The sequence below is a fragment of the Flagellimonas sp. genome, from assembly GCF_965233845.1.
Lineage (GTDB): Bacteria > Bacteroidota > Bacteroidia > Flavobacteriales > Flavobacteriaceae > Flagellimonas.
In genome coordinates, this window is record NZ_OZ247584.1 from 2,758,736 (window position 1) to 2,777,362 (window position 18,627).

General features: G+C 42.3%; 21 protein-coding genes. 7 read left to right on the top strand and 14 right to left on the bottom strand.

The genetic code is table 11. The features are described 5' to 3' along the window. Position 1: 1 nt before the first annotated feature. The 9 genes from ACO6S0_RS12220 to mnmD form a co-directional block, all read right to left on the bottom strand. Positions 2-1,165, bottom strand: coding sequence for a sigma-54-dependent transcriptional regulator (locus ACO6S0_RS12220; protein WP_422348651.1), 1,164 nt, complete (start codon positions 1,163-1,165; stop codon positions 2-4). Positions 1,166-1,175: 10 nt separating this feature from the next. After that, a complete protein-coding gene (locus ACO6S0_RS12225) occupies positions 1,176-1,997 on the bottom strand; it encodes a DUF6268 family outer membrane beta-barrel protein (RefSeq protein WP_422348652.1) in 822 nt (273 codons plus the stop codon). 74 nt (positions 1,998-2,071) lie between these two features. Continuing rightward, on the bottom strand, positions 2,072-2,968 hold the full coding sequence (locus ACO6S0_RS12230) for a mechanosensitive ion channel family protein (RefSeq protein ID WP_422351825.1): 897 nt from the start codon (positions 2,966-2,968) through the stop codon (positions 2,072-2,074). Positions 2,969-2,974: 6 nt separating this feature from the next. After that, positions 2,975-4,318, bottom strand: coding sequence for an ABC transporter permease (locus ACO6S0_RS12235; RefSeq protein WP_422348653.1), 1,344 nt, complete (start codon positions 4,316-4,318; stop codon positions 2,975-2,977). Further along, positions 4,308-5,246 (bottom strand): ABC transporter ATP-binding protein, encoded by a 939-nt coding sequence (locus ACO6S0_RS12240; protein WP_422348654.1) that lies wholly within the window; start codon positions 5,244-5,246, stop codon positions 4,308-4,310. Before ACO6S0_RS12240 ends, ACO6S0_RS12235 begins: the two co-directional genes overlap by 11 nt. A 189-nt stretch (positions 5,247-5,435) precedes the next feature. Beyond that, a complete protein-coding gene (dnaJ, locus tag ACO6S0_RS12245) occupies positions 5,436-6,551 on the bottom strand; it encodes a molecular chaperone DnaJ (RefSeq protein ID WP_422348655.1) in 1,116 nt (371 codons plus the stop codon). A gap of 6 nt (positions 6,552-6,557) precedes the next feature. Beyond that, entirely contained in the window at positions 6,558-7,121 is a 564-nt protein-coding gene (locus ACO6S0_RS12250; protein WP_422348656.1) for a nucleotide exchange factor GrpE, read from the bottom strand. A 150-nt stretch (positions 7,122-7,271) separates the two neighbouring features. After that, positions 7,272-8,210: a TIGR01777 family oxidoreductase gene (locus ACO6S0_RS12255; protein WP_422348657.1), complete on the bottom strand. Its 939-nt coding sequence runs from the start codon at positions 8,208-8,210 to the stop codon at positions 7,272-7,274. 110 nt (positions 8,211-8,320) lie between these two features. After that, complete coding sequence (gene mnmD / locus ACO6S0_RS12260) at positions 8,321-8,986, bottom strand: tRNA (5-methylaminomethyl-2-thiouridine)(34)-methyltransferase MnmD (protein WP_422348658.1); 666 nt, start codon at positions 8,984-8,986, stop codon at positions 8,321-8,323. 202 nt (positions 8,987-9,188) lie between these two features. On the opposite strand from mnmD, the gene ACO6S0_RS12265 reads away from it, so the two are divergent. Further along, complete coding sequence (locus ACO6S0_RS12265) at positions 9,189-10,247, top strand: branched-chain amino acid aminotransferase (RefSeq protein ID WP_422351826.1); 1,059 nt, start codon at positions 9,189-9,191, stop codon at positions 10,245-10,247. Positions 10,248-10,275: 28 nt separating this feature from the next. Here ACO6S0_RS12265 and ACO6S0_RS12270 read toward each other — a convergent pair whose 3' ends face one another. Together ACO6S0_RS12270 and ACO6S0_RS12275 are read right to left on the bottom strand one after the other, a co-directional pair. Beyond that, entirely contained in the window at positions 10,276-10,662 is a 387-nt protein-coding gene (locus tag ACO6S0_RS12270) for a hypothetical protein (RefSeq protein ID WP_422348659.1), read from the bottom strand. Positions 10,663-10,719: 57 nt separating this feature from the next. Beyond that, positions 10,720-10,908 carry a hypothetical protein gene (locus ACO6S0_RS12275; RefSeq protein ID WP_422348660.1) on the bottom strand — a complete coding sequence of 63 codons (189 nt, stop codon included), beginning with the start codon at positions 10,906-10,908 and terminating at the stop codon, positions 10,720-10,722. Positions 10,909-11,200: 292 nt separating this feature from the next. Between ACO6S0_RS12275 and crcB the strand changes: the two genes are divergently transcribed. The 4 genes from crcB (at position 11,201) to ACO6S0_RS12295 (ending at position 14,655) form a co-directional block, all read left to right on the top strand. Further along, positions 11,201-11,575, top strand: coding sequence for a fluoride efflux transporter CrcB (gene crcB / locus ACO6S0_RS12280; RefSeq protein ID WP_422348661.1), 375 nt, complete (start codon positions 11,201-11,203; stop codon positions 11,573-11,575). A gap of 269 nt (positions 11,576-11,844) precedes the next feature. Continuing rightward, entirely contained in the window at positions 11,845-12,183 is a 339-nt protein-coding gene (locus tag ACO6S0_RS12285) for a P-II family nitrogen regulator (RefSeq protein WP_138834565.1), read from the top strand. A gap of 32 nt (positions 12,184-12,215) precedes the next feature. Next, positions 12,216-13,472, top strand: a complete 1,257-nt coding sequence (locus ACO6S0_RS12290; protein ID WP_422348662.1) for an ammonium transporter — start codon at positions 12,216-12,218, stop codon at positions 13,470-13,472. Positions 13,473-13,590: 118 nt separating this feature from the next. Beyond that, on the top strand, positions 13,591-14,655 hold the full coding sequence (locus ACO6S0_RS12295; RefSeq protein WP_422348663.1) for an outer membrane beta-barrel protein: 1,065 nt from the start codon (positions 13,591-13,593) through the stop codon (positions 14,653-14,655). Between the two features lie 62 nt (positions 14,656-14,717). Here the strand turns inward: ACO6S0_RS12295 and ACO6S0_RS12300 are convergent, their stop codons facing one another. Beyond that, the gene (locus ACO6S0_RS12300; protein ID WP_422348664.1) at positions 14,718-15,353 is read right to left on the bottom strand and encodes a DUF1684 domain-containing protein; all 636 of its coding nucleotides are present in this window, start codon (positions 15,351-15,353) and stop codon (positions 14,718-14,720) included. Positions 15,354-15,437: 84 nt separating this feature from the next. On the opposite strand from ACO6S0_RS12300, the gene ACO6S0_RS12305 reads away from it, so the two are divergent. Beyond that, complete coding sequence (locus ACO6S0_RS12305; protein ID WP_422348665.1) at positions 15,438-16,175, top strand: DJ-1/PfpI family protein; 738 nt, start codon at positions 15,438-15,440, stop codon at positions 16,173-16,175. Here the strand turns inward: ACO6S0_RS12305 and ACO6S0_RS12310 are convergent. Both ACO6S0_RS12310 and ACO6S0_RS12315 read right to left on the bottom strand, forming a co-directional pair. Beyond that, positions 16,162-17,511, bottom strand: a complete 1,350-nt coding sequence (locus tag ACO6S0_RS12310) for an alpha/beta hydrolase (RefSeq protein ID WP_422348666.1) — start codon at positions 17,509-17,511, stop codon at positions 16,162-16,164. The genes ACO6S0_RS12305 and ACO6S0_RS12310 overlap by 14 nt on opposite strands. Before the next feature lie 136 nt (positions 17,512-17,647). Further along, entirely contained in the window at positions 17,648-18,097 is a 450-nt protein-coding gene (locus tag ACO6S0_RS12315; protein ID WP_420400428.1) for an Lrp/AsnC family transcriptional regulator, read from the bottom strand. A gap of 122 nt (positions 18,098-18,219) precedes the next feature. On the opposite strand from ACO6S0_RS12315, the gene ACO6S0_RS12320 reads away from it, so the two are divergent. Beyond that, positions 18,220-18,621 (top strand): hypothetical protein, encoded by a 402-nt coding sequence (locus ACO6S0_RS12320; protein ID WP_422348667.1) that lies wholly within the window; start codon positions 18,220-18,222, stop codon positions 18,619-18,621. Positions 18,622-18,627 lie beyond the last annotated feature (6 nt).

The window sequence follows — 18,627 nt, forward strand, 5'->3', positions numbered from 1 at the left end:
ACTATTTGCTGGCAAAAAGTTTTACATCCTCCTCTGAGATTTCTTTACCTCCAAGGATAATCAGGCGCTCCACCACATTGCGCAATTCCCTCACATTTCCAGTCCAATCATAACTTTTTAACAACTCCATGGCTTTTTTTGAAAAGTCCTTGGCCGCAGTACCTTGTTCTGAGGCAATTTTTGAGGCAAAATGTTCCACCAAAATCGGGATGTCATCCCTTCTATCGTTCAAAGCGGGTACCTTGATCAGAATCACCGCCAGTCTATGGTACAAGTCTTCACGAAACTTCCCGTCCGCAATTTCCTTTTTAAGGTCTTTGTTGGTCGCTGCCAATACACGCACATCTACCTTGATATCCTTATCCGTACCCACGCGGGAAATCTTGTTTTCCTGAAGTGCCCGAAGCACTTTGGCCTGGGCCGAAAGACTCATATCTCCAATTTCATCCAGAAAAATGGTGCCCTTGTTCGCTGCTTCAAATTTTCCGGCGCGATCCTTAACAGCCGAGGTAAAAGCACCTTTAACATGCCCAAAAAGTTCGCTTTCTATCAATTCTGATGGAATCGCAGCACAATTCACCTCTATAAATGGCGATGAAGATCTTGGGCTTTTCTGGTGTAACCAATGAGCCACCAGTTCTTTCCCTGTACCATTGGGTCCGGTAATAAGTACCCGGGCATCCGTAGGGGCCACTTTTTCGATCATGTCCTTGATGACCCCTATTTCCTTGCTCTCCCCAATCATTTCATAATTCTTGGAGACTTTTTTCTTTAAAATTTTGTTTTCAACCACCAGTTCCTTGCGATCCAAGGCATTTCTAACGGTGGTAAGCAGGCGATTTAAATCCGGGGGTTTGGAAATGTAGTCAAACGCGCCCATACGCTTGGTGTTTACCGCAGTGTCCAAATCGCCATGACCGGAGATCATGATAAACGGAATTTCCGGTTTTATTTTTCGTGCTGCCTCCAATACTTCGACTCCGTCCATTTTTGGCATTTTGATATCGCAAAGAGCTAGGTCAAAATCTTCTTTTTTAATGGCTTCCATGCCCTTGAGTCCATCCTCGGCTTCATGAACCACATAGGAATCACTTTCCTCACTCAATATCTTTACCAACACCCTTCGGATGGCAGCTTCATCTTCTATAACCAATATTTTAGACATACATTTCTATTTAAAAGATTCCAATCTTGAAACCAGTCCGAATATAAAAATTTGCTTCATCATTCAACAAAAAAACATCGCCCCTATCATCGTTCCTTAGCTTGCCTTCCTGTTCTATGGAGCGACCTGCCAAGGTGTAGAATCGCATATGTTTGGTCAATCGAAATTCGTAGCCCAACGCGAACACCAAAGAGGTAAGCGATATTTTTGATGCAATCTGATTATCAGGCAAAACAATATTGTCCTGGATATTTATAAAATAGCCATCCAAAAACAATGCCGTTTCCAAAGTGTGCTTCTTCCCCAAATAATGTTTGAACCCAGATTTGGGGATTCCCAGGGTAAAAGACCATTTGGGATGAAATTTTCGGTAATAGCTGACCAAGGGCAAAGGTATGGGCAACCCCGTTGTGCTGTTGTACGAAAGCCCCAATACAATTCTATAGGGTTTAGGCGCTTTTGAATTCTCCTTCCAAAACGTGGCCGTAGCATTCATAAAGAAGTCATCCGTCAAGGTACCATCCGTTAAATTGGAGGCAATCCTAGGGGTAAGTATGGTCACCAAGTTCCAGTTCTCATTCCATTTGGTGATGTAACCCAAATTAAGGTCAATCACATGGAAACGATTTAAGTCACTCTTATCAAAGCCAAAATCTTGGGAATAGCCAATGTCCAATTTGTTGTATTCCAAACCTGTGATCAAATAATCCTGTTTGGGGTTGATCTTGATGGGGACGTTGAACAGGAATTTATAGCGCTGGGTCTTGATTCCCGTATCATTTTCAGGAATATTGAGGTATTCTATCCGAAGGACATCGGAACTCTGGCCCAAGAGAAGGTTGGGCAATAGCCATCCCAGACCAAAAATCAGCGTCCAAGTGTACTTTCGATATGTTGTGCTTTTTGTTATTCTTGAGGTTTTTGCTGCGGTACAATATGTACATCTCGTTGCGGGAACGGAATAGTAACGTTGTTTTCCTTGAATTTGGTATTGATGTTATACCGAATTGCACTTTTTATCCTGGGGCCGGCAAAACTATCATTGGTGAAAAAGTTGAGGGAGAACTGCAGAGCCGAGTCCCCAAAGTCATCAAACAACACAAAGGGTTTAGGATTCTTAAGTACCATTTTCTGTTCCGCAGCCACCTGCTCCAAGATTTGGGTCACCAATTCCACATTACTACCATAAGCCACCCCAACACTTATTTTCTCCATGGTGGTTCTATGGTTCTGGGTGTAGTTAAAGACAATATCGCTTATGAATTTGTGGTTGGGGATCACCACAACTTTATCATCCCTTGTAATGGCTCTGGTGGTTCTCAATTTTATTTCGAAGACCTTACCTACCTTCCCGTCCACCTCAACAATATCACCTACCTGAAGGGATTTGTCCACTATGATCAATATGCCACCAAGAATGTCTTGAAACAGTTCTTGGAGTGCAAGCCCCAAGCCAACAAATAGGGCAGCGGAAGCGGTAATGAGCAAGGTGATGTCAATTCCCGCAGCACTGAGGGTGATCAATACCACCACCAAATAGATAAAGTAGTTGGTAAATTTGAAGACACTGGTGAACTTTTGTTTGTCCTCTGTCTCCATTTTACGGGTCAGTAGATACCTAATCCATCGCAAAAGAAATTTCGTGACCACAAAGGCTACTCCCAACAACAACAAAAGACCAATGGTCAGGTGAATGGATTTATCCCCCTCTCCCAAATGGATTCCCATATTTAGAAACTCCTTTATGGATCCCCAAATATCTTCCTTAATGATTTCTTTTATTTCACTGGTCTCTTCCTGCATTTCCATTTAATATCGTAACCATTTTACCAATTCCTTATAGGTGGGCCTTTTGCCGTACATCAAAATCCCAACCCGATAAATTTTGGCCGCCAAGGAAACAATGGCCAAAAAAGTAGCTATCAACAGGGCTATGGACAGTAAAAGTTGCCACAAAGGTACACCTCCTTCTCCAATCCCCGCTGGAAGTCGCATCAACATCACAATGGGAGAGGTCAAAGGGAAGAGTGAAAAACCAACTGCTATAGGGCCATGAGGGTTGCTGAACACGGAAAAGAAACCTACATAAATGGCCAACATGAGGGGCAAAATCACAGGAAAAACAAACTGCTGGGTATCGGTCTCATTGTCCACTGCCGCACCTATGGCCGCATAAATGGAACTGTAAATGAGATACCCCAGAACAAAATACAAAAGAAATGAAGAGATTAAAAGTACCCATGGAATGTTCAAAATTTCCCTAGCATATAATATGGTGTCATTACTTAACGGGGTGGAAAATTGGGACATTCCGCCCATGGCCCCAGGTGTGTTTTGTACCTCGGCCATCAAGGCTGTCATATCTATTCCTGAAATCAATACTACCATAAAAAGCAGTAGGCTGGCAGAGATCAACCAAATCACAAATTGGGTGATTCCAGCCAGGGATGTACCAATAATTTTGCCCAACATCAATTGGAACGGTTTTACGGAGGATATGATCACCTCTATGATCCTGCTGGTTTTTTCCTCAATAACACTTCGCATAACAAAGGTTCCATATATGATGATGAACATCATGATGGCATATCCAAAACCACCGCCAATGAACGCCTTGATCTCGGTAATTCCCTTCACACTTTTCTCACCTTCAAATGTGGCCAAATTTAGTTCAAACGGCTTTTCTATGGTAGAAAACTGTTCCGTAGAAACTCCAAGATTCCCCAAACGGTTCTGGCGTAGTTTTTTCTGGAAAATCCCTTCCAACTGCTGGGTTATGTGTGTGTTGGGATTGTCCTTGGTATACAGATGAGCTTGCTTGGAAGCTTGTTCCAAATTTTCCCCTTTGGGCAGGTGCAACAGTCCATAAAGGCCCATGTTGTTTGTGGAGTCCTTGGCCTTTTCCAGGGATATATCATGGAATTGCACAAAGGACATGTTTTCGGTGGCAGCAAATTCCCTGTGCAGAAAGTCACTTTCATTCAACACGGCCACTACCCGCTTCTCACTATCGTTTACTTCTGTGAGATAAGCAATCAACACGATCATACCCACAATTAAAATTGGGCTCAAAATGGTCATCACAATAAAGGACTTGTTCCTCACCTTGGCCAAGTACTCCCGCTTAATGATCAACTGTAGTTTACTTGCCATTATCCCTCTTGTTTACAGTCTGAATAAATATATCATTGGCAGATGGTACGGTTTCCTCAAACCGGTTCACCTTGGCTTGTTGTGCCAATTGGGCCAAAATCCCAGCGGTATTGCTGGATGGCAACTGTACACTGAAATCCAACTGTTTTTCCGTTGGGTCATAGTGGGAATCCAAAACTTGGAATTGATCTGTTATCATTTTGAGGAAGTCATCGGCATTCCGCTCAAGCTCGAGGCCAATGTTAAAAATATTGTTCTTATACGATTTTTTGATATCAGACAACTTTCCATCCAGTATTTTTTCCGATTTATGGATCAAGGCGATATACTCGCAAAGCTCTTCCACAGATTCCATTCTGTGGGTTGAAAAGATGATGGAGGTGCCCTTTTCCTTAAGTTGAAGGATCTCGTCTTTGATAATATTGGCATTTATGGGATCAAAACCGCTGAAAGGTTCATCAAAAATCAAAAGTTTGGGCTCATGCAGAACAGTAACTATAAATTGTATTTTTTGGGCCATCCCTTTGGAAAGTTCCTGGATTTTCTTGCCCCACCAATCGCCAATGTCCAGACGATCAAACCAATATGTAAGTCTTTTCATGGCTTCGGTACGGGACAACCCCTTTAGTTGGGCCAAGTAGAGGGCCTGGTCTCCCACCTTCATACTTTTATACAATCCCCTTTCCTCGGGCAAATAACCTATTTGGGCAATATGTTCGGGTGCCAGGGGTTTTCCCTTAAACAAAACCGAGCCAGTATCTTGATAGGTAATCTGATTGACAATACGAATAAACGTGGTCTTTCCGGCACCATTTGGCCCCAACAGACCATAGATACAATTTTCCGGAATTTCCAGTGTAATGTTGCGCAACGCTTGGTGGTCCCCATAAGACTTGGAGACGTCTTTGGCAACAAGGATGTGGTTCATTTATACGGTTTTTTCAAAGATATATAATTGGCCAAAAAGACCGGATTACCCCTAAAAACAAAACCCACCCTTAAAAAAATCTAAGGATGGGAAAAAAATTGCTATGAAAAAGAAAATTAGATGTCGGTTTCCCAACATCAGTTCCAAATATACGTTTTTTATTTAAACAGAAAACTTTTATTCTATTCTTTAAGAGAACATATCCTTAACTTTTTCAAAGAACGACTTGTCCGATTTCTCAGGTTTAGGGGTGAAATTTTCATCACTTTGCATGCGTTCAAAGAACTCTTTTTGCTCTTTGTTGAGCTCTTTGGGCGTCCAAACATTAACGTGAACCAGCAAATCCCCGCTACCATAACCGTTAAGACTGGAGATTCCCTTTCCTCTCAATCTCAGTATTTTTCCCGACTGGATTCCCGGTTCCAATTTAATGCGCACCTTGCCTCCAACGGCATCAATTTCTTTGGAACTTCCCAACACCGCTTCTGAAAAACTGATGTACAAATCGTAATGAAGGTTATCCCCTTCCCTTTTCAAAGTATCGTGTTCCGCTGTTTCAATGGCCACCAATAAATCTCCTGGAATTCCATTCCCTGGAGCCTCATTCCCCTTACCACTGACTTTTAGCTGCATGCCGTCTTCCACACCCGGTGGAATCTTGATGGAAACAGTTTCCTCGGCAACCTCCAAGCCTTGTGCATCGGCTCCACTTGGACGTTTATCAATGGTTTGTCCAGATCCACCACAGGTAGTACAGGTGGTCGCCGTTTGCATTCTACCCAAAATGGTATTGGCTATTTTGGTCACCTGTCCAGTTCCATTGCAGGTTGCACAGGTTTTATAAGTTACCCCATCAGCCTGGACCTTTCTGCGTACTTTGACCTTTTTCTCTACCCCATTGGCCACCTCTTCCAAGGTCAGTTTTACCCGAATGCGAAGATTGCTGCCTTTTGTTCTACGTTGTCCGCCACCAAATCCTCCAAATCCGCTGAATCCGCCACCGAAGGCACTTCCAAAGATATCCCCAAACTGACTGAAGATATCATCCATATTCATACCGCCTCCACCAAATCCGGCTCCTCCTTCAAATGCGGCATGTCCAAATTGGTCGTACTTCGCTTTTTTATCAGGGTCGCTCAGTACCTCATAGGCTTCGGCTGCTTTTTTGAACATCTCCTCGGCCTTGGTATCCCCTGGGTTCTTATCTGGATGGAATTCAATGGCCTTTTTTCTATACGCCTTCTTGATTTCCGCCGCAGAAGCTCCCTTGGAAACACCTAATATGTCATAAAAGTCCTCTTTCATACCTTATTAGTTACCTACAACCACTTTGGGGTGTCTGATGATGCGCTCTCCAAGTTTGAAACCCTTTTCAACGACATCGATTATTTTTCCTTTCAATTTTTTATTGGGAGCTGGAATCTGGGTGATGGCATCATGCACTTCGGCATCAAACACATCTCCTTCGCCTACCTCAATTTGTTCCAATCCTTTAGCTTTTAGGGTTTCCCTAAATTTATTGTTGATGAGCTCCACGCCTTTGAACATCTCCTTATCCTCAGATTTGGAAAGTTCTTTCAAAGCCCGGTCAAAATCATCCAAAATGGGCAACAAGGAGACCATGACTTCTTGACCAGCGGTCTTAAAAAGGTCCATGCGTTCCTTGGAAGTACGCTTCTTGAAGTTTTCAAACTCTGCAAACAACCGTAAAAACTTGTCCTTTTCCTTGGCCAATTCCTCGCGCAATTGATCCTCTACGGACAGTTCCTCCTCTGGAGTCGTCTCACTGGTTGCATCGTTCAGTTCAGGATTTTCCGCAATTTGGGAGTCGTTCAATTCCCCTTCCATTTCCTCAACCTTACTTTTCTTGCTCATATATGGTTTGTTTTTTTCTTTTTTGAAGTGGCAAAAGTACTGCCATTTGTCCAAAAATGTCAAAATGTCACAAGAAAACACTAAAAAATCCGCCAAAGGCGGATATCAATTTATTCAGCAGCAATGGTAAAGTCAATTTCAATGACGCTTCTATTGAACCGGGTAAGACTCTTTCTTCTCCTTATCATAAAGGTTCATTAAAGTGGGTTCCAGATTGGAATACTGGAAAATAAAGCCTTTTTTCTCTATTCGTTTGCTGCTCACCCGCTGACTTGCGAACAGCAAATAGGACATTTCTCCTAGAAGCCCTTGCATCGCAAACTTTGGAATATTGGGTAACCAAATGGGCTTGTTAAGCACCCTACCCAAAATTTTGGTCATTTTGGATTGGGTAACGGGGTTGGGAGCCACCCCGTTGAATGTTCCTTTTAGTCCGTTTTCCATAATGTAGACAAACATCTGTGCCAAATCCTCAATATGTATCCAGGATTGCCACTGTTCGCCAGAGCCAAATGCCGCACCCAAATACAACTGCACTGGGCGAGCCATCTTGGGTAATGCTCCTCCATTGGCTGAAAGCACTACCCCAATTCTAATCTTGGCTACCTTCACACCTAAATCCTCAAACTCATTTGCCGCATTTTCCCACTGTTCCACTACACTCCCCAAAAAGCTATCATCCACTTCTTTCTCGCTTTCATCATAGAATTGGGAAAGGGAATTGGGATAAATCCCAATGGCCGAAGCTGAAATTATGGATTCTACTCTAGGAGCATCACTGATTTCCAAGGCTTTTTTAAGAGTCTTTAAGCTCTCGACCCTGCTCTCTACTATTTTCTTCTTGTAGGACTTGGTCCATCTGTTAGCTATGGTAGCGCCAGCCAGGTTGATTATGGCATGAACCCCCTCTAAACTTTTGGGATCCAGCACCCCTTTTGAGGGATCCCAGTAAAACCCTTTGTAATTTAATTCCGAATGAATTTTCCTTTTACTACGGGTCAGGTAATGAACGGTGATGTTTTTTTCGTGTAGAACTTTAACAATCTCCTTTCCAACTAAACCCGTTGCACCCGTAATCAACACCTTCATACGTTCATTTTAATACAAAATTAGTCGTTTCAATCCCGGAAAATTCAGACATTAGTTTAGCTTTAACAGAATTGTTGAAGGAATTTGACTCCAGAGGCAACTCCAAAGGTTCATACCGCTTTAGTGGCCCTGAGCATTTCCCTTTTTCCTGGCGGGCCTGGAAGCCTTTCCACTGCAAAGCCTACAGCCTGCATTGCCCTTCGCACACTACCCTTGGCTGCATAAGTTACCAACACTCCCCCAACTTTGAGCGCGGTAAACATTTTGGAAAAAATGGCCTCCGTCCATAACTCTGGTTGCACCCTAGCTCCAAAAGCGTCAAAATAGATAAGGTTAAACAAATTGTTGTCCTCAATTTGCATAAAATCCTTCTGCTGTTTTAACAAACTGAAATTTTTGGAGATGGAAACTTGCTCTTCCCATGGTGAATAGTGCATCCTTTCGAAATCACCCTGATGGCCATCAACTTGCAATTGGGAACAATAGTCCAAGGCTTCAATCTCCTCAATTAAAACCGGATAGGCCTCCACTCCCACATAGTTGATTTTCTGTTCATTTTTCTCTGCTTCCAAGAGCGTTATCAAGGCGTTCAATCCTGTACCAAACCCAATCTCCAAGATACTTATATCCTGCAAGTCCACATGCCTTAAACCGCGTTCTATAAAAACATGATAGGCCTCTTGGATGGCACCGTGCTTGGAGTGATATTGCTCGTTCCAATCCTCGAGATGGATGGTTTTGGAGCCGTCAGCCGTTGTTATAATCTTCCGCTTCAATGTACAGGATGGAATTACTACTGAAAATCAATGAATTAATCTTGGATTCCATTGCATAAGTTGCATCAAAAATGTTAAATACATAGGTGATTTTGAAAATCTTGAGATTTCGGGAACAAACTGCGTAAATTTAATTGAAAAGTAAGCAATACAAGGGTTTATTGCCTAATTTTATAGGTTCAAATTATTTGAAATGGAAACAATGACTAAAAATGTAACGGTAGAGAAGTCCAAAACTTCAAAAATCCATGATGTTGATTTTGACAACCTTTCCTTCGGAAGCGTCTATACGGACCATATGCTAGTCTGCGATTACGTGGATGGTGCATGGCAAACGCCCAAGGTAATTCCTTATCAGCCCATTAGCCTGGATCCTTCCGCCAAGATTTTCCATTACGGTCAGTCCATTTTTGAGGGCATGAAAGCCTATAAGGATGAAAATGGCAAAGCCTGGTTGTTCAGGCCCTTGGAGAACTTTAAGCGGTTCAACAAGTCGGCCAAAAGATTGGCTATTCCAGAATTGCCGGAATCCCATTTTATGGATGGCTTGACCACCCTTTTACAAGTTGAAAAAAATTGGATTCCGCAAAATCCCGGAAGCTCCCTATACATTAGACCGTTTATCCTTGCCTCTGGAAACGGATTCCACGCCTCTCCAGCTGATGAATACAAATTTATCATCGCATGCGCTCCTTCCGGGGCCTATTTTTCTGGAAAGGTAAAAGTATTGATAGAGGAAAAATACTCCCGTGCAGCCAATGGTGGTGTTGGGTATGCCAAGGCAGGAGGCAACTATGCCGGACAGTTCTATCCTACCCAACTAGCTATTAAAAAAGGGTACCAACAGGTCATCTGGACAGACGACAACACCCATGAATATATTGAGGAAGCAGGTGCCATGAACATTTTTGTCCGTATTAACGACACCTTAATCACCGGCCCTACCAGTGACCGTATCTTGGATGGTATTACCCGTAAAAGCATCTTGCAAATTGCAGAGGACCAAGGTATAGCAACTGAGGTTCGAAAAATTACGGTTTCTGAAGTGGTGGCAGCTGCCAAAAACGGAAGCCTTAAGGAAATGTTCGGTGCAGGTACTGCGGCGGTAGTATCTCCCATTGCAGCGTTTGGTTATCAAGGAACCGATTATGAACTACCGGAATTGGAGCAAAGTTATGCTTCGCAATTGAAACAATATATCACCGATATCCAATACAACAGGATTGAGGACAAATTTGACTGGAGATATCCAGTAGACTAAAAAAGAAAAGCGCCTTAAGGCGCTTTTTTTAATGGTTCAATATTCCTTCGATATCAGGTTTAAAATAGTTGGGCCCTTTTAGCACTTTTCCATCTTCCCTGTAAATAGGATTGCCATCCTCACCTAATTTGCTCATGTTGCTACGTTGGATTTCATTAAAGACTTCCTCTATCTTGTGCTGCATGCCATGTTCCAAAATGGTACCACATAAAATATAGAGCATATCTCCCAAGGCATCAGCTACCTCCACCAAATCTCCATCATTGGCTGCTTCCAAATATTCTTTGTTTTCCTCATCCATTAGGTTGAAGCGCAGTTTGTTCTTTTCTGCTCCCAGATTGGCCTGTGGTTGCTGCTGCACCCCAAGTCCGAATGAATTATGGAACAATTCCACCGCTTTAATTTTGCTTTGCATTACTTTCTTTTGATTTAGCTTTGCATAAAAATAAACAATATGTTAAGCACCGGACAATTAATTTTTGCCGTACTCTTTTTCATTGCTTTTGTATTCGTAATCGCCTTCACCTATAAAAAGGATAAGTCCTGGCATCGAAAAAACTATAAAGGGGTTAAATGGGTGCTGGCTACTTTTGTAATCTTCATAATTATCTTGTTTTTGATTAAGTACTTTCTTAAAAATTAACAGCTTTTTTGTTTTCACAACAAAAATGGTGTTGTTTACAACTTTAATCAGACTAAAGCAACGCTCCTATAGGAAAAGACGTACTTTTGCATTGTACCTGATTAGTAAAGACAAATGGTAACATTTTTCAGCCTCCTATTCATTTTGCTAGCAGTAAACGCAATTCTTTTGATTTTTAGCGTAAATGGGGCTGGCGAAAGGTTTAGAAAACCAATTCAGAAGATTTCGGAAACTTCGATTAGAAAAATCCTCCCCCGCGAACAGTCCGAGACCGATTTAAAGAAAGCTGTTTAGTTTGTACCTTTAAGGTATGAAACAGGTTCTTCTTGTTTTTTTGGGCGGTGGTTTAGGTAGTGCATTGCGCTATTTGATTTCCAAGCCGCTTAATATTGTATTTCATAATTTTTTCTTGGGGACCTTCTTGGTCAACATTGTTGGCTGTCTACTTATTGGCATTATCCTGGGATTTTCTGCAAAGAACAATTTGCTCACCTCCAATAGCACCCTATTTCTGGCCACAGGCTTTTGTGGCGGATTCACCACATTCTCCGCTTTTGCTTTTGAAAAGCACACCCTAATAAAAAACAGCGAGCTTTTTCACTTTTCATTGTACACCCTCAGTAGCATAATTGTGGGGATATTGGCCATTGCCTTGGGCCTTTGGCTATCCAAGTTTTTGGATTAGTTATATTCTTTTAAAATTTCAATCACTTTTGTTGGTTTCCGAACAATTCTATCGGAAAAACTCCTATTCCGTATAAAATATCAAAGTTTTTGGGCTTTGTATTAAGAAAAAGTCATCAATAGTTAAATAAAACCAACTTTAAAATTACGTACCCCTAATTTTATAGGGGTATTTTTTTAATAATTACAAAAATTAATGTTACACCCCATCATTTTGAGGGGTTAGCAATGTTTTAACATATATTTGGCTCATCAATTAACTACTTAATTATGAAAAAAGTCGAGGCAATTATTAGAAAATCCAAATTCGACGAGGTGAAAAAAGCACTTCATGGGATTGAGGTCAACTTCTTTAGTTACTGGGATGTAACGGGAGTTGGAAATGAGAAACAAGGCCACGTGTATCGTGGCATCTCTTACAGTACTTCGGACATTCAGAGGAGGTACTTGGTTATTGTGGTATCGGATAGTTTTCTGGAGCGTACCGTAAACACCCTGCTTGAATCAGCATCAACAGGAAATGTTGGAGATGGTAAAATCTTCGTATCCGATGTGATTGAGGCTTACAGAATCAGAACAAAGGAAAGCGGCAGTGCCGGTATTAACTAATCAACAAACCTTAACTACAATATTTAAAGATTATGGACGCAGGATTATTTACAGCGAATAACGTATGGATGATGATTTGTACCGCCTTGGTGTTCTTTATGCACCTTGGATTCTCTTTCTTGGAGATTGGACTTACTCGTCAGAAGAATACCGTGAACATTCTATTTAAGAATGTATTTATTATATGTGTTGGACTCCTATTATATTATATAGGTGGTTTTAACTTGATGTACCCAGGATTTGAGGATGGCGATATGGGCTTCCTCAAATTTGCCGGCTTCGGAATCGCAGCCCCAGAAAACGGAATGACCCCTGAGTATGCCGATGGCGGTTATACGTGGTGGACGGATTTCCTCTTCCAAGGCATGTTTGCAGCAACAGCGGCAACCATTGTTTCTGGAGCCGTTGCTGAAAGGATAAAGCTAAAAGGCTTTATGCTTTTCACCATTATCTATGTTGGATTGGTGTACCCAATCGTTGGATCTTGGCAATGGGGTGGTGGTTTCCTTTCTTCCCTTGCTTTTGGTGAAGCTGAAGGTTTCTACGATTTTGCAGGTTCCACCTTGGTACACTCTGTAGGAGGATGGGGCGCATTGATCGCCATTTACCTTTTGGGTGCGAGAATCGGAAAATTTGAAGAGGACGGAAAGCCCAAGGCCATTCCAGGACACAACCTTCCTCTAGCGGCAGCAGGTGTTTTGATTCTTTGGTTGGGCTGGTTTGGATTCAACGGTGGTTCCGTACTATCAGCAGATCCAGAATTGACCTCCCTAGTATTGGTCACCACATCATTGGCAGCAGCAGCAGGTGGGGTATCCGCTTTCCTTACCTCTTTGTTCGCCTATAAAAACTACGACCTTACCATGTTCTTGAACGGAATCTTGGGTGGATTGGTTGGAATTACGGCAGGTGCGGACCAAATGTCCCCCAACGAAGCGGTAATCATCGGGCTTATAGCAGGTGTGGTCATTGTAGCCGGAGTTGCTTTGATCGACAGATTGAAATTGGACGACCCCGTTGGTGCCGTTGCGGTTCACTTAATCTGTGGTATGTGGGGTACGCTTGCCGTTGGAATCTTTGGCGATCTTGCCGGATTTGACCAGTTCTTGGTACAATTGGCCGGTGTAGGAGCTGCAGCAACATTCTGCTCCCTAACTGCATTTATCATTCTATTTACCATTAAAAAGGTATCTGGTATCCGAGTGGACGAAAAAGAAGAGCTACAAGGATTGGATATTCACGAGCATGGGATGGACGCTTATGCCGACTTTAGAATGAACCAACATTAAAATAAAAGGAAACGGAGCGTTTGGCAGAACGCTCCGTTAAATAACCTTTTTCACTGTACAAATCTCAATTAAATACCAATAAATGCTTCTGTATTGAGGCACCTTAATATTTAAGATTATGAAAACGATTATCAGCACAAAATACATAAAAAAAATAGCTTTTATTGCTTTAGCAAGCATCCCAGTATTGGCCTTCGCACAAGAGGAAGAAGAAGCCAAAACAACATTTGAATTCAGCGGAACGGTTGACGCTTATTACCGCACCAACTTGACCGCACCCAACGGAGAAGATGCCATTGCCCCAGGCTCTTCATTTGCCAATTTGGATGGCTTTTCGCTAGGTATGGCCAACATCATAGCAGCCTACGAAGGAGAAAAGGTGGGTTTTGTGGCAGACTTGGTGTTCGGCCCAAGGGGAACGGACGCTATCTTTGCCTCTCCCATGTACTCTGCTACTGGCGATATTGTTAACCAGTTGTATGTATATTGGAATGTAAGTGAAGATGTTACCCTTACGTTTGGTAACTTCAACACCTTTTTGGGTTACGAAGTAATCTCACCAGCAGCCAACTTTAACTACAGCACCTCCTATTTGTTCTCTTACGGTCCGTTTAGCCATACCGGTTTAAAAGCCGACTTTGATCTAGGGAATGATTGGAGCGCTATGTTGGCAGTAATGAATCCGACAGATTTGACCGAGCTTAACGGAACGGGAGACTATGCTGTGGGCGCCCAGTTGGGTTACTCCGGTCAATTCCTGAACTTCCTGTACAGCCAAGGTGGTTTTGAGGTTGACTTTACCGGTGGGTTCGATGTATCAGAAGATTTCTTCTTGGGTGTAAATGCAGCACACTTTAGCCAAGAAGACAATGGCGGAAGCTTTACAGGTGTTGCCCTTTATCCACAATTGGCCACTTCTGACAACTTCACCATTGGTTTAAGAGGTGAATATTTTACAACAAGTGACGGATTTGACAACGTTGCCGGTATTGGCGCCGCTGGCGATACGGATGATGGAAGTGTTTTTGCCGTTACCTTGACCGGAAGTGCCACGGTTGGCGATTTGATTTTGAAACCTGAAATCCGATTGGACAGCACCTCAGAAGATGCTTTTATAGACAATGACATGGAAGCCACTGGAAGTTTGGCATCCGTTCTTTTTGCCGCAATCTACTCTTTCTAGAAAACCATAAGTTCTGACTATTTTGATTTAAAAGCCCTTCTTCCTCCGGAAGTTGGGCTTTTTCATTCCTTGATAAAGTCTTTCACTCCTGCTCTCACATTAGTTCTCAAATAATTTTGCCTTGGCACTAGAGGGCAGGAGTACTTTTTATTGTATACGCAATAGGGATTGTATGCCTTGTTGAAGTCAATAACAATCGTATCCCCCTTGGGAATCGTTAAATCGATGTAACGTCCACCTCCGTAGGTTTCATTACCGTTGGTATTATCCAAAAAAGGCAGGAACAGGTAATCCTCCAATCCTTCATCAGGTTCGTCCATACTTTGATAAATCTCCAATTGGTACGGCGTGCCATGGAGTTCAAAATGCGCGATGCCATACACTACTTCATTCCTATGGTCATTGGTTGTGGTCTTCATCAAAAAAGGAATGGCTTCCGGCGTGCGCTCCAATTTGGCATGGACGATATAGGTGGTGTCCGGTTCATAAAAGTCCAACCCATTAAAATCTTTTCGATACCGATCGGGTAAAGGTGAGCTATCGGGATTTCTAAAAGAGGCATTTAAGCCCTTCTGAAAATTAAGAATATCCTGAACCAAGTTGGACTCCGTTGTAACTTCCTTGACTTCTCCATGGTATTTTTTATCCGACTTGCAGGCCATCACCAAACAACACACTAGAAGCACCAAATATCTCATCCTCCTATTTTTTTGCTGTAAAAGTAGCGGAAATCAATTTGAATAGTACCTTAGCATTCCTTCTAATTCAAAATGTATTCAGATATGACCAGAATCCTTGTGGTACTTTGCCTCTCAGTTGTCTTTTTTTCCTGTGGGGAAAGAAAGGAATCCAAATTGACCGCTGAACCGGCAAACCGGGTTTTCCCCAAACTTGAGGCTGATCGGTATAATGTGGCATTCCTGATTATGGACGGGGTCTACAATACAGAATTTACCGCGCCGTACGATATTTTTCAGCACACCCAATACCGCGAAAACATCAAGGCCATGAATACTTTTACTGTGGCCAATACCTTAGACCCAATTACATCTTTTGAAGGGGTTCGGATTCTCCCTGATTTTGATTATACCAAGGATTCCATTCCAAACATTGACATTTTGGTGGTACCCAGCGCGGAACACCATTTGGACACAGACCTGGAAGATACCATCATGCTTGATTTTGTAAAGAAAACAGCCGAGAACGCCCAATTCGTTACATCTCATTGTGATGGCGCCTTTGTGTTGGCAAAGGCAGGTGTTCTGGACAAAGTTGCATCCACCACTTTTCCCAGCGATATTGGCAAATACAAGACCATGTTTCCCCATTTAAATGTTAAAGACAGTGTCCTTTTTGTGCATGATGGCAAATACATCACCTCTGCTGGAGGAGCCAAAAGCTTTGAAGCGGCCCTTTATCTCTGCGAATATTTATACGGAAAAGAAATTGCGGAATCTATTGCCGGAGGATTGGTAATTGATTGGAAATTGGAGGATGTTCCAAGGTTTATTGCTCCTTGATGTTGTAACGGGCGTCCTGTAAATACTCAGACACCAACTTATTGAATTTTGGGTTGATGCGAAGTAAGGCCGTATGTTCCAAGCCATATAAGATTTCCTTGTCATTAAAGCCCCTTTTAAATGCTTCCTCCAAGTAGAATAAGGCCGTGCCAAAATCCTCGTTTTTGGAGCTCAAGGAGATAATCTTCATATAGAAGTCGAAATTATCTGGTTCCAAGATAGTCTTCAGCATAAAAAGGAAGGCCAATGCATCCTCATCAATCAAATCCTCGGATTGCACAATATCGATATTATCTTCTGCCAAAGCATTGATGTACCCCAACAACCGATGCCCCATATCCTTTTCAGCTTTGTTGGAACCTTCAATGAATTTGTTGATTTCAGTTCTTTGAAAATTCCACCATCCCAAGTTGTTGAAGTTATAGGCCAACAAGTCTTCCTCCATATAATACAGGTAATCCTCCTTAAGTAAGGATTCCTTCAAAAAGGCGGCACTTTCGGACCTTTTCATACTTCGGTACATTTTATTCCTTCGAATGTCCCGCTGTACCATTCGCAAGGAGTCCAAGTTTTTGTACGCCCCATAGACGCCCATCATCTCGCCCAAATATTGTTCCGCCATTAAGAGCTTTAGGGAATTTTTTAATCGCCCGGCATGGGTCACATCACTGTTGTATGCCCCCTCAATATATGAAGAGTCCCTGGCCACCAACTGTTTGCGCATAGCAGCCAGTGTAAACAATCTCAAGGACCTTTTAAGATAGTCTGGGTCCGGCCACAATTTATCCCCAGAATGTATCAATACTTGATTGGGGAATCTATAGCGATCCAAGATCTTTTTTACAGACAGCAAGCCTGGATAGTTATAGTCCTTTTTATTCACTATCCCAATAAAATGAAATGGACGCCTGATGCTCAACAACTCTGTATTGGTAATGCTGGCCCCAATGGAAATTGCCCCGCTCACATCCTTGGATAAAATGGGAACCAAATTGGCGTACCTACCACCAGATCCCGCTCCTGCTGTATAAATCCGAGATTTTTGAATGGGCAACAAGTCCATTACCTTCTGCACCGTTTGGGTAGTTTTCACCATGTTATCGGCCAAGGAAGCTGTATCCCTTACTTGTGGGGCCGCCAGTACATAGCCTTCTTCTTCAGCAGCATGCACGAACATGGAGAGTGCCTGTATCTCTTTACCATCCAAATCAAACACCACCAACAAAGGCCATGTTTTATCGGTAGAAAATGAAGTGGGTAAATACAGGGAGAAGGTTTCGGCTATGGAATCGTTTACTGGGAGCGCTTCCAAAATGGTTCCTTTTTTCAGTACCATTTGCTGGGAAAAAACACCCTGCGTAACACAAGTGGCAAGAAAAAGTATAGCGAGATTTTTTTTCATATTCCTTTCACAACAAAAACCCCGCCAAAACGGGAATAATTTTTGGTCACTTAAAAATAATCGAAAATGATCAGTAAACCTTACCGTTTTTGATTGGGGCATTGGAAATTACATCGGACAATACAATATGCGTACGGCATTCCCCATAAACAATGAGCTGGTCTATGAACTTTTCCAAATGGGCCTGATCCTTCAGCACCACTTCCATAATGATATTTTCGTTTCCGGTTATGCGGTAGCAATTGACTACTTCCTGAAAGTTATCCACCTGGTTTAAAAAGGGCTTCAATTTCCCAACGAAGGCCCTGAGCATGATAATCGCCTTAAGCTGATGTCCAGCCAAAGCATAGGATACCTTGGTTTCGTACCCCTCTATTACCCCAACATCTTCCATCTTCTTGACCCGTTCCGCCACTGCTGGGGGTGTGAGGCCAATTTTACGACCAATATTGGCAAAAGTTTCCCTGGCATTTTCCTGTAAACAAGCTAAAATTTGCCAGTTTAAATCATCTATTTTCATATGTAAAGCATAAAATGAAAAAATTTAAGAATATAAAGCGAATTAGTCATTCAGCTTTTGAATCCAAAGTTAAGTTATCTTTTTGATATGTAATTTTATAGGAGAAAATTGCTTTTGAAAAAATGGAGAAAAATTCTTTAAATTCTCTTGGAGTATATCGTAAATCTTTGGCCCTTCGTGACTTGAGTGAGGCCGTTGCCTCTTATTTTTCATACAACAAGGATTTGCTATCACTTAGAAAAATTGGAAGTTTCCGAGACGATGTGATGCAATCCCTCATGACCGATGCGGTTCAAATCACCAAGGAGGTAGAACATGTTGCGCTCAGCAATTCATATGCCTCACGCATGAGAAGTCTTAGCTTCATCAACGTGATGACCAAGAACATCCTGGCCTATTGCAATGGCTTGGAGCGGGATGGTGTCAAGGAAAAAGAATACCTGAATCTTTTGCGTAGGGAAATCAAAATCTTTAGGGTTTCCTTTAAAAAGTGGCGAAAATCTTTCCAAAACGGAAACGACTAGTAACAC

Coding starts and splice junctions, on each gene's coding strand:
- ACO6S0_RS12220 (WP_422348651.1), bottom strand. CDS start 1,165: ATGTCTAAAATATTGGTTATAGAAGATGAAGCTGCCATCCGAAGGGTG.
- ACO6S0_RS12230 (WP_422351825.1), bottom strand. CDS start 2,968: ATGCAGGAAGAGACCAGTGAAATAAAAGAAATCATTAAGGAAGATATT.
- ACO6S0_RS12235 (WP_422348653.1), bottom strand. CDS start 4,318: ATGGCAAGTAAACTACAGTTGATCATTAAGCGGGAGTACTTGGCCAAG.
- ACO6S0_RS12240 (WP_422348654.1), bottom strand. CDS start 5,246: ATGAACCACATCCTTGTTGCCAAAGACGTCTCCAAGTCTTATGGGGAC.
- dnaJ (WP_422348655.1), bottom strand. CDS start 6,551: ATGAAAGAGGACTTTTATGACATATTAGGTGTTTCCAAGGGAGCTTCT.
- ACO6S0_RS12250 (WP_422348656.1), bottom strand. CDS start 7,121: ATGAGCAAGAAAAGTAAGGTTGAGGAAATGGAAGGGGAATTGAACGAC.
- ACO6S0_RS12255 (WP_422348657.1), bottom strand. CDS start 8,210: ATGAAGGTGTTGATTACGGGTGCAACGGGTTTAGTTGGAAAGGAGATT.
- ACO6S0_RS12265 (WP_422351826.1), top strand. CDS start 9,189: ATGACTAAAAATGTAACGGTAGAGAAGTCCAAAACTTCAAAAATCCAT.
- ACO6S0_RS12270 (WP_422348659.1), bottom strand. CDS start 10,662: ATGCAAAGCAAAATTAAAGCGGTGGAATTGTTCCATAATTCATTCGGA.
- crcB (WP_422348661.1), top strand. CDS start 11,201: ATGAAACAGGTTCTTCTTGTTTTTTTGGGCGGTGGTTTAGGTAGTGCA.
- ACO6S0_RS12285 (WP_138834565.1), top strand. CDS start 11,845: ATGAAAAAAGTCGAGGCAATTATTAGAAAATCCAAATTCGACGAGGTG.
- ACO6S0_RS12290 (WP_422348662.1), top strand. CDS start 12,216: ATGGACGCAGGATTATTTACAGCGAATAACGTATGGATGATGATTTGT.
- ACO6S0_RS12295 (WP_422348663.1), top strand. CDS start 13,591: ATGAAAACGATTATCAGCACAAAATACATAAAAAAAATAGCTTTTATT.
- ACO6S0_RS12300 (WP_422348664.1), bottom strand. CDS start 15,353: ATGAGATATTTGGTGCTTCTAGTGTGTTGTTTGGTGATGGCCTGCAAG.
- ACO6S0_RS12305 (WP_422348665.1), top strand. CDS start 15,438: ATGACCAGAATCCTTGTGGTACTTTGCCTCTCAGTTGTCTTTTTTTCC.
- ACO6S0_RS12310 (WP_422348666.1), bottom strand. CDS start 17,511: ATGGTACTGAAAAAAGGAACCATTTTGGAAGCGCTCCCAGTAAACGAT.
- ACO6S0_RS12315 (WP_420400428.1), bottom strand. CDS start 18,097: ATGAAAATAGATGATTTAAACTGGCAAATTTTAGCTTGTTTACAGGAA.
- ACO6S0_RS12320 (WP_422348667.1), top strand. CDS start 18,220: ATGGAGAAAAATTCTTTAAATTCTCTTGGAGTATATCGTAAATCTTTG.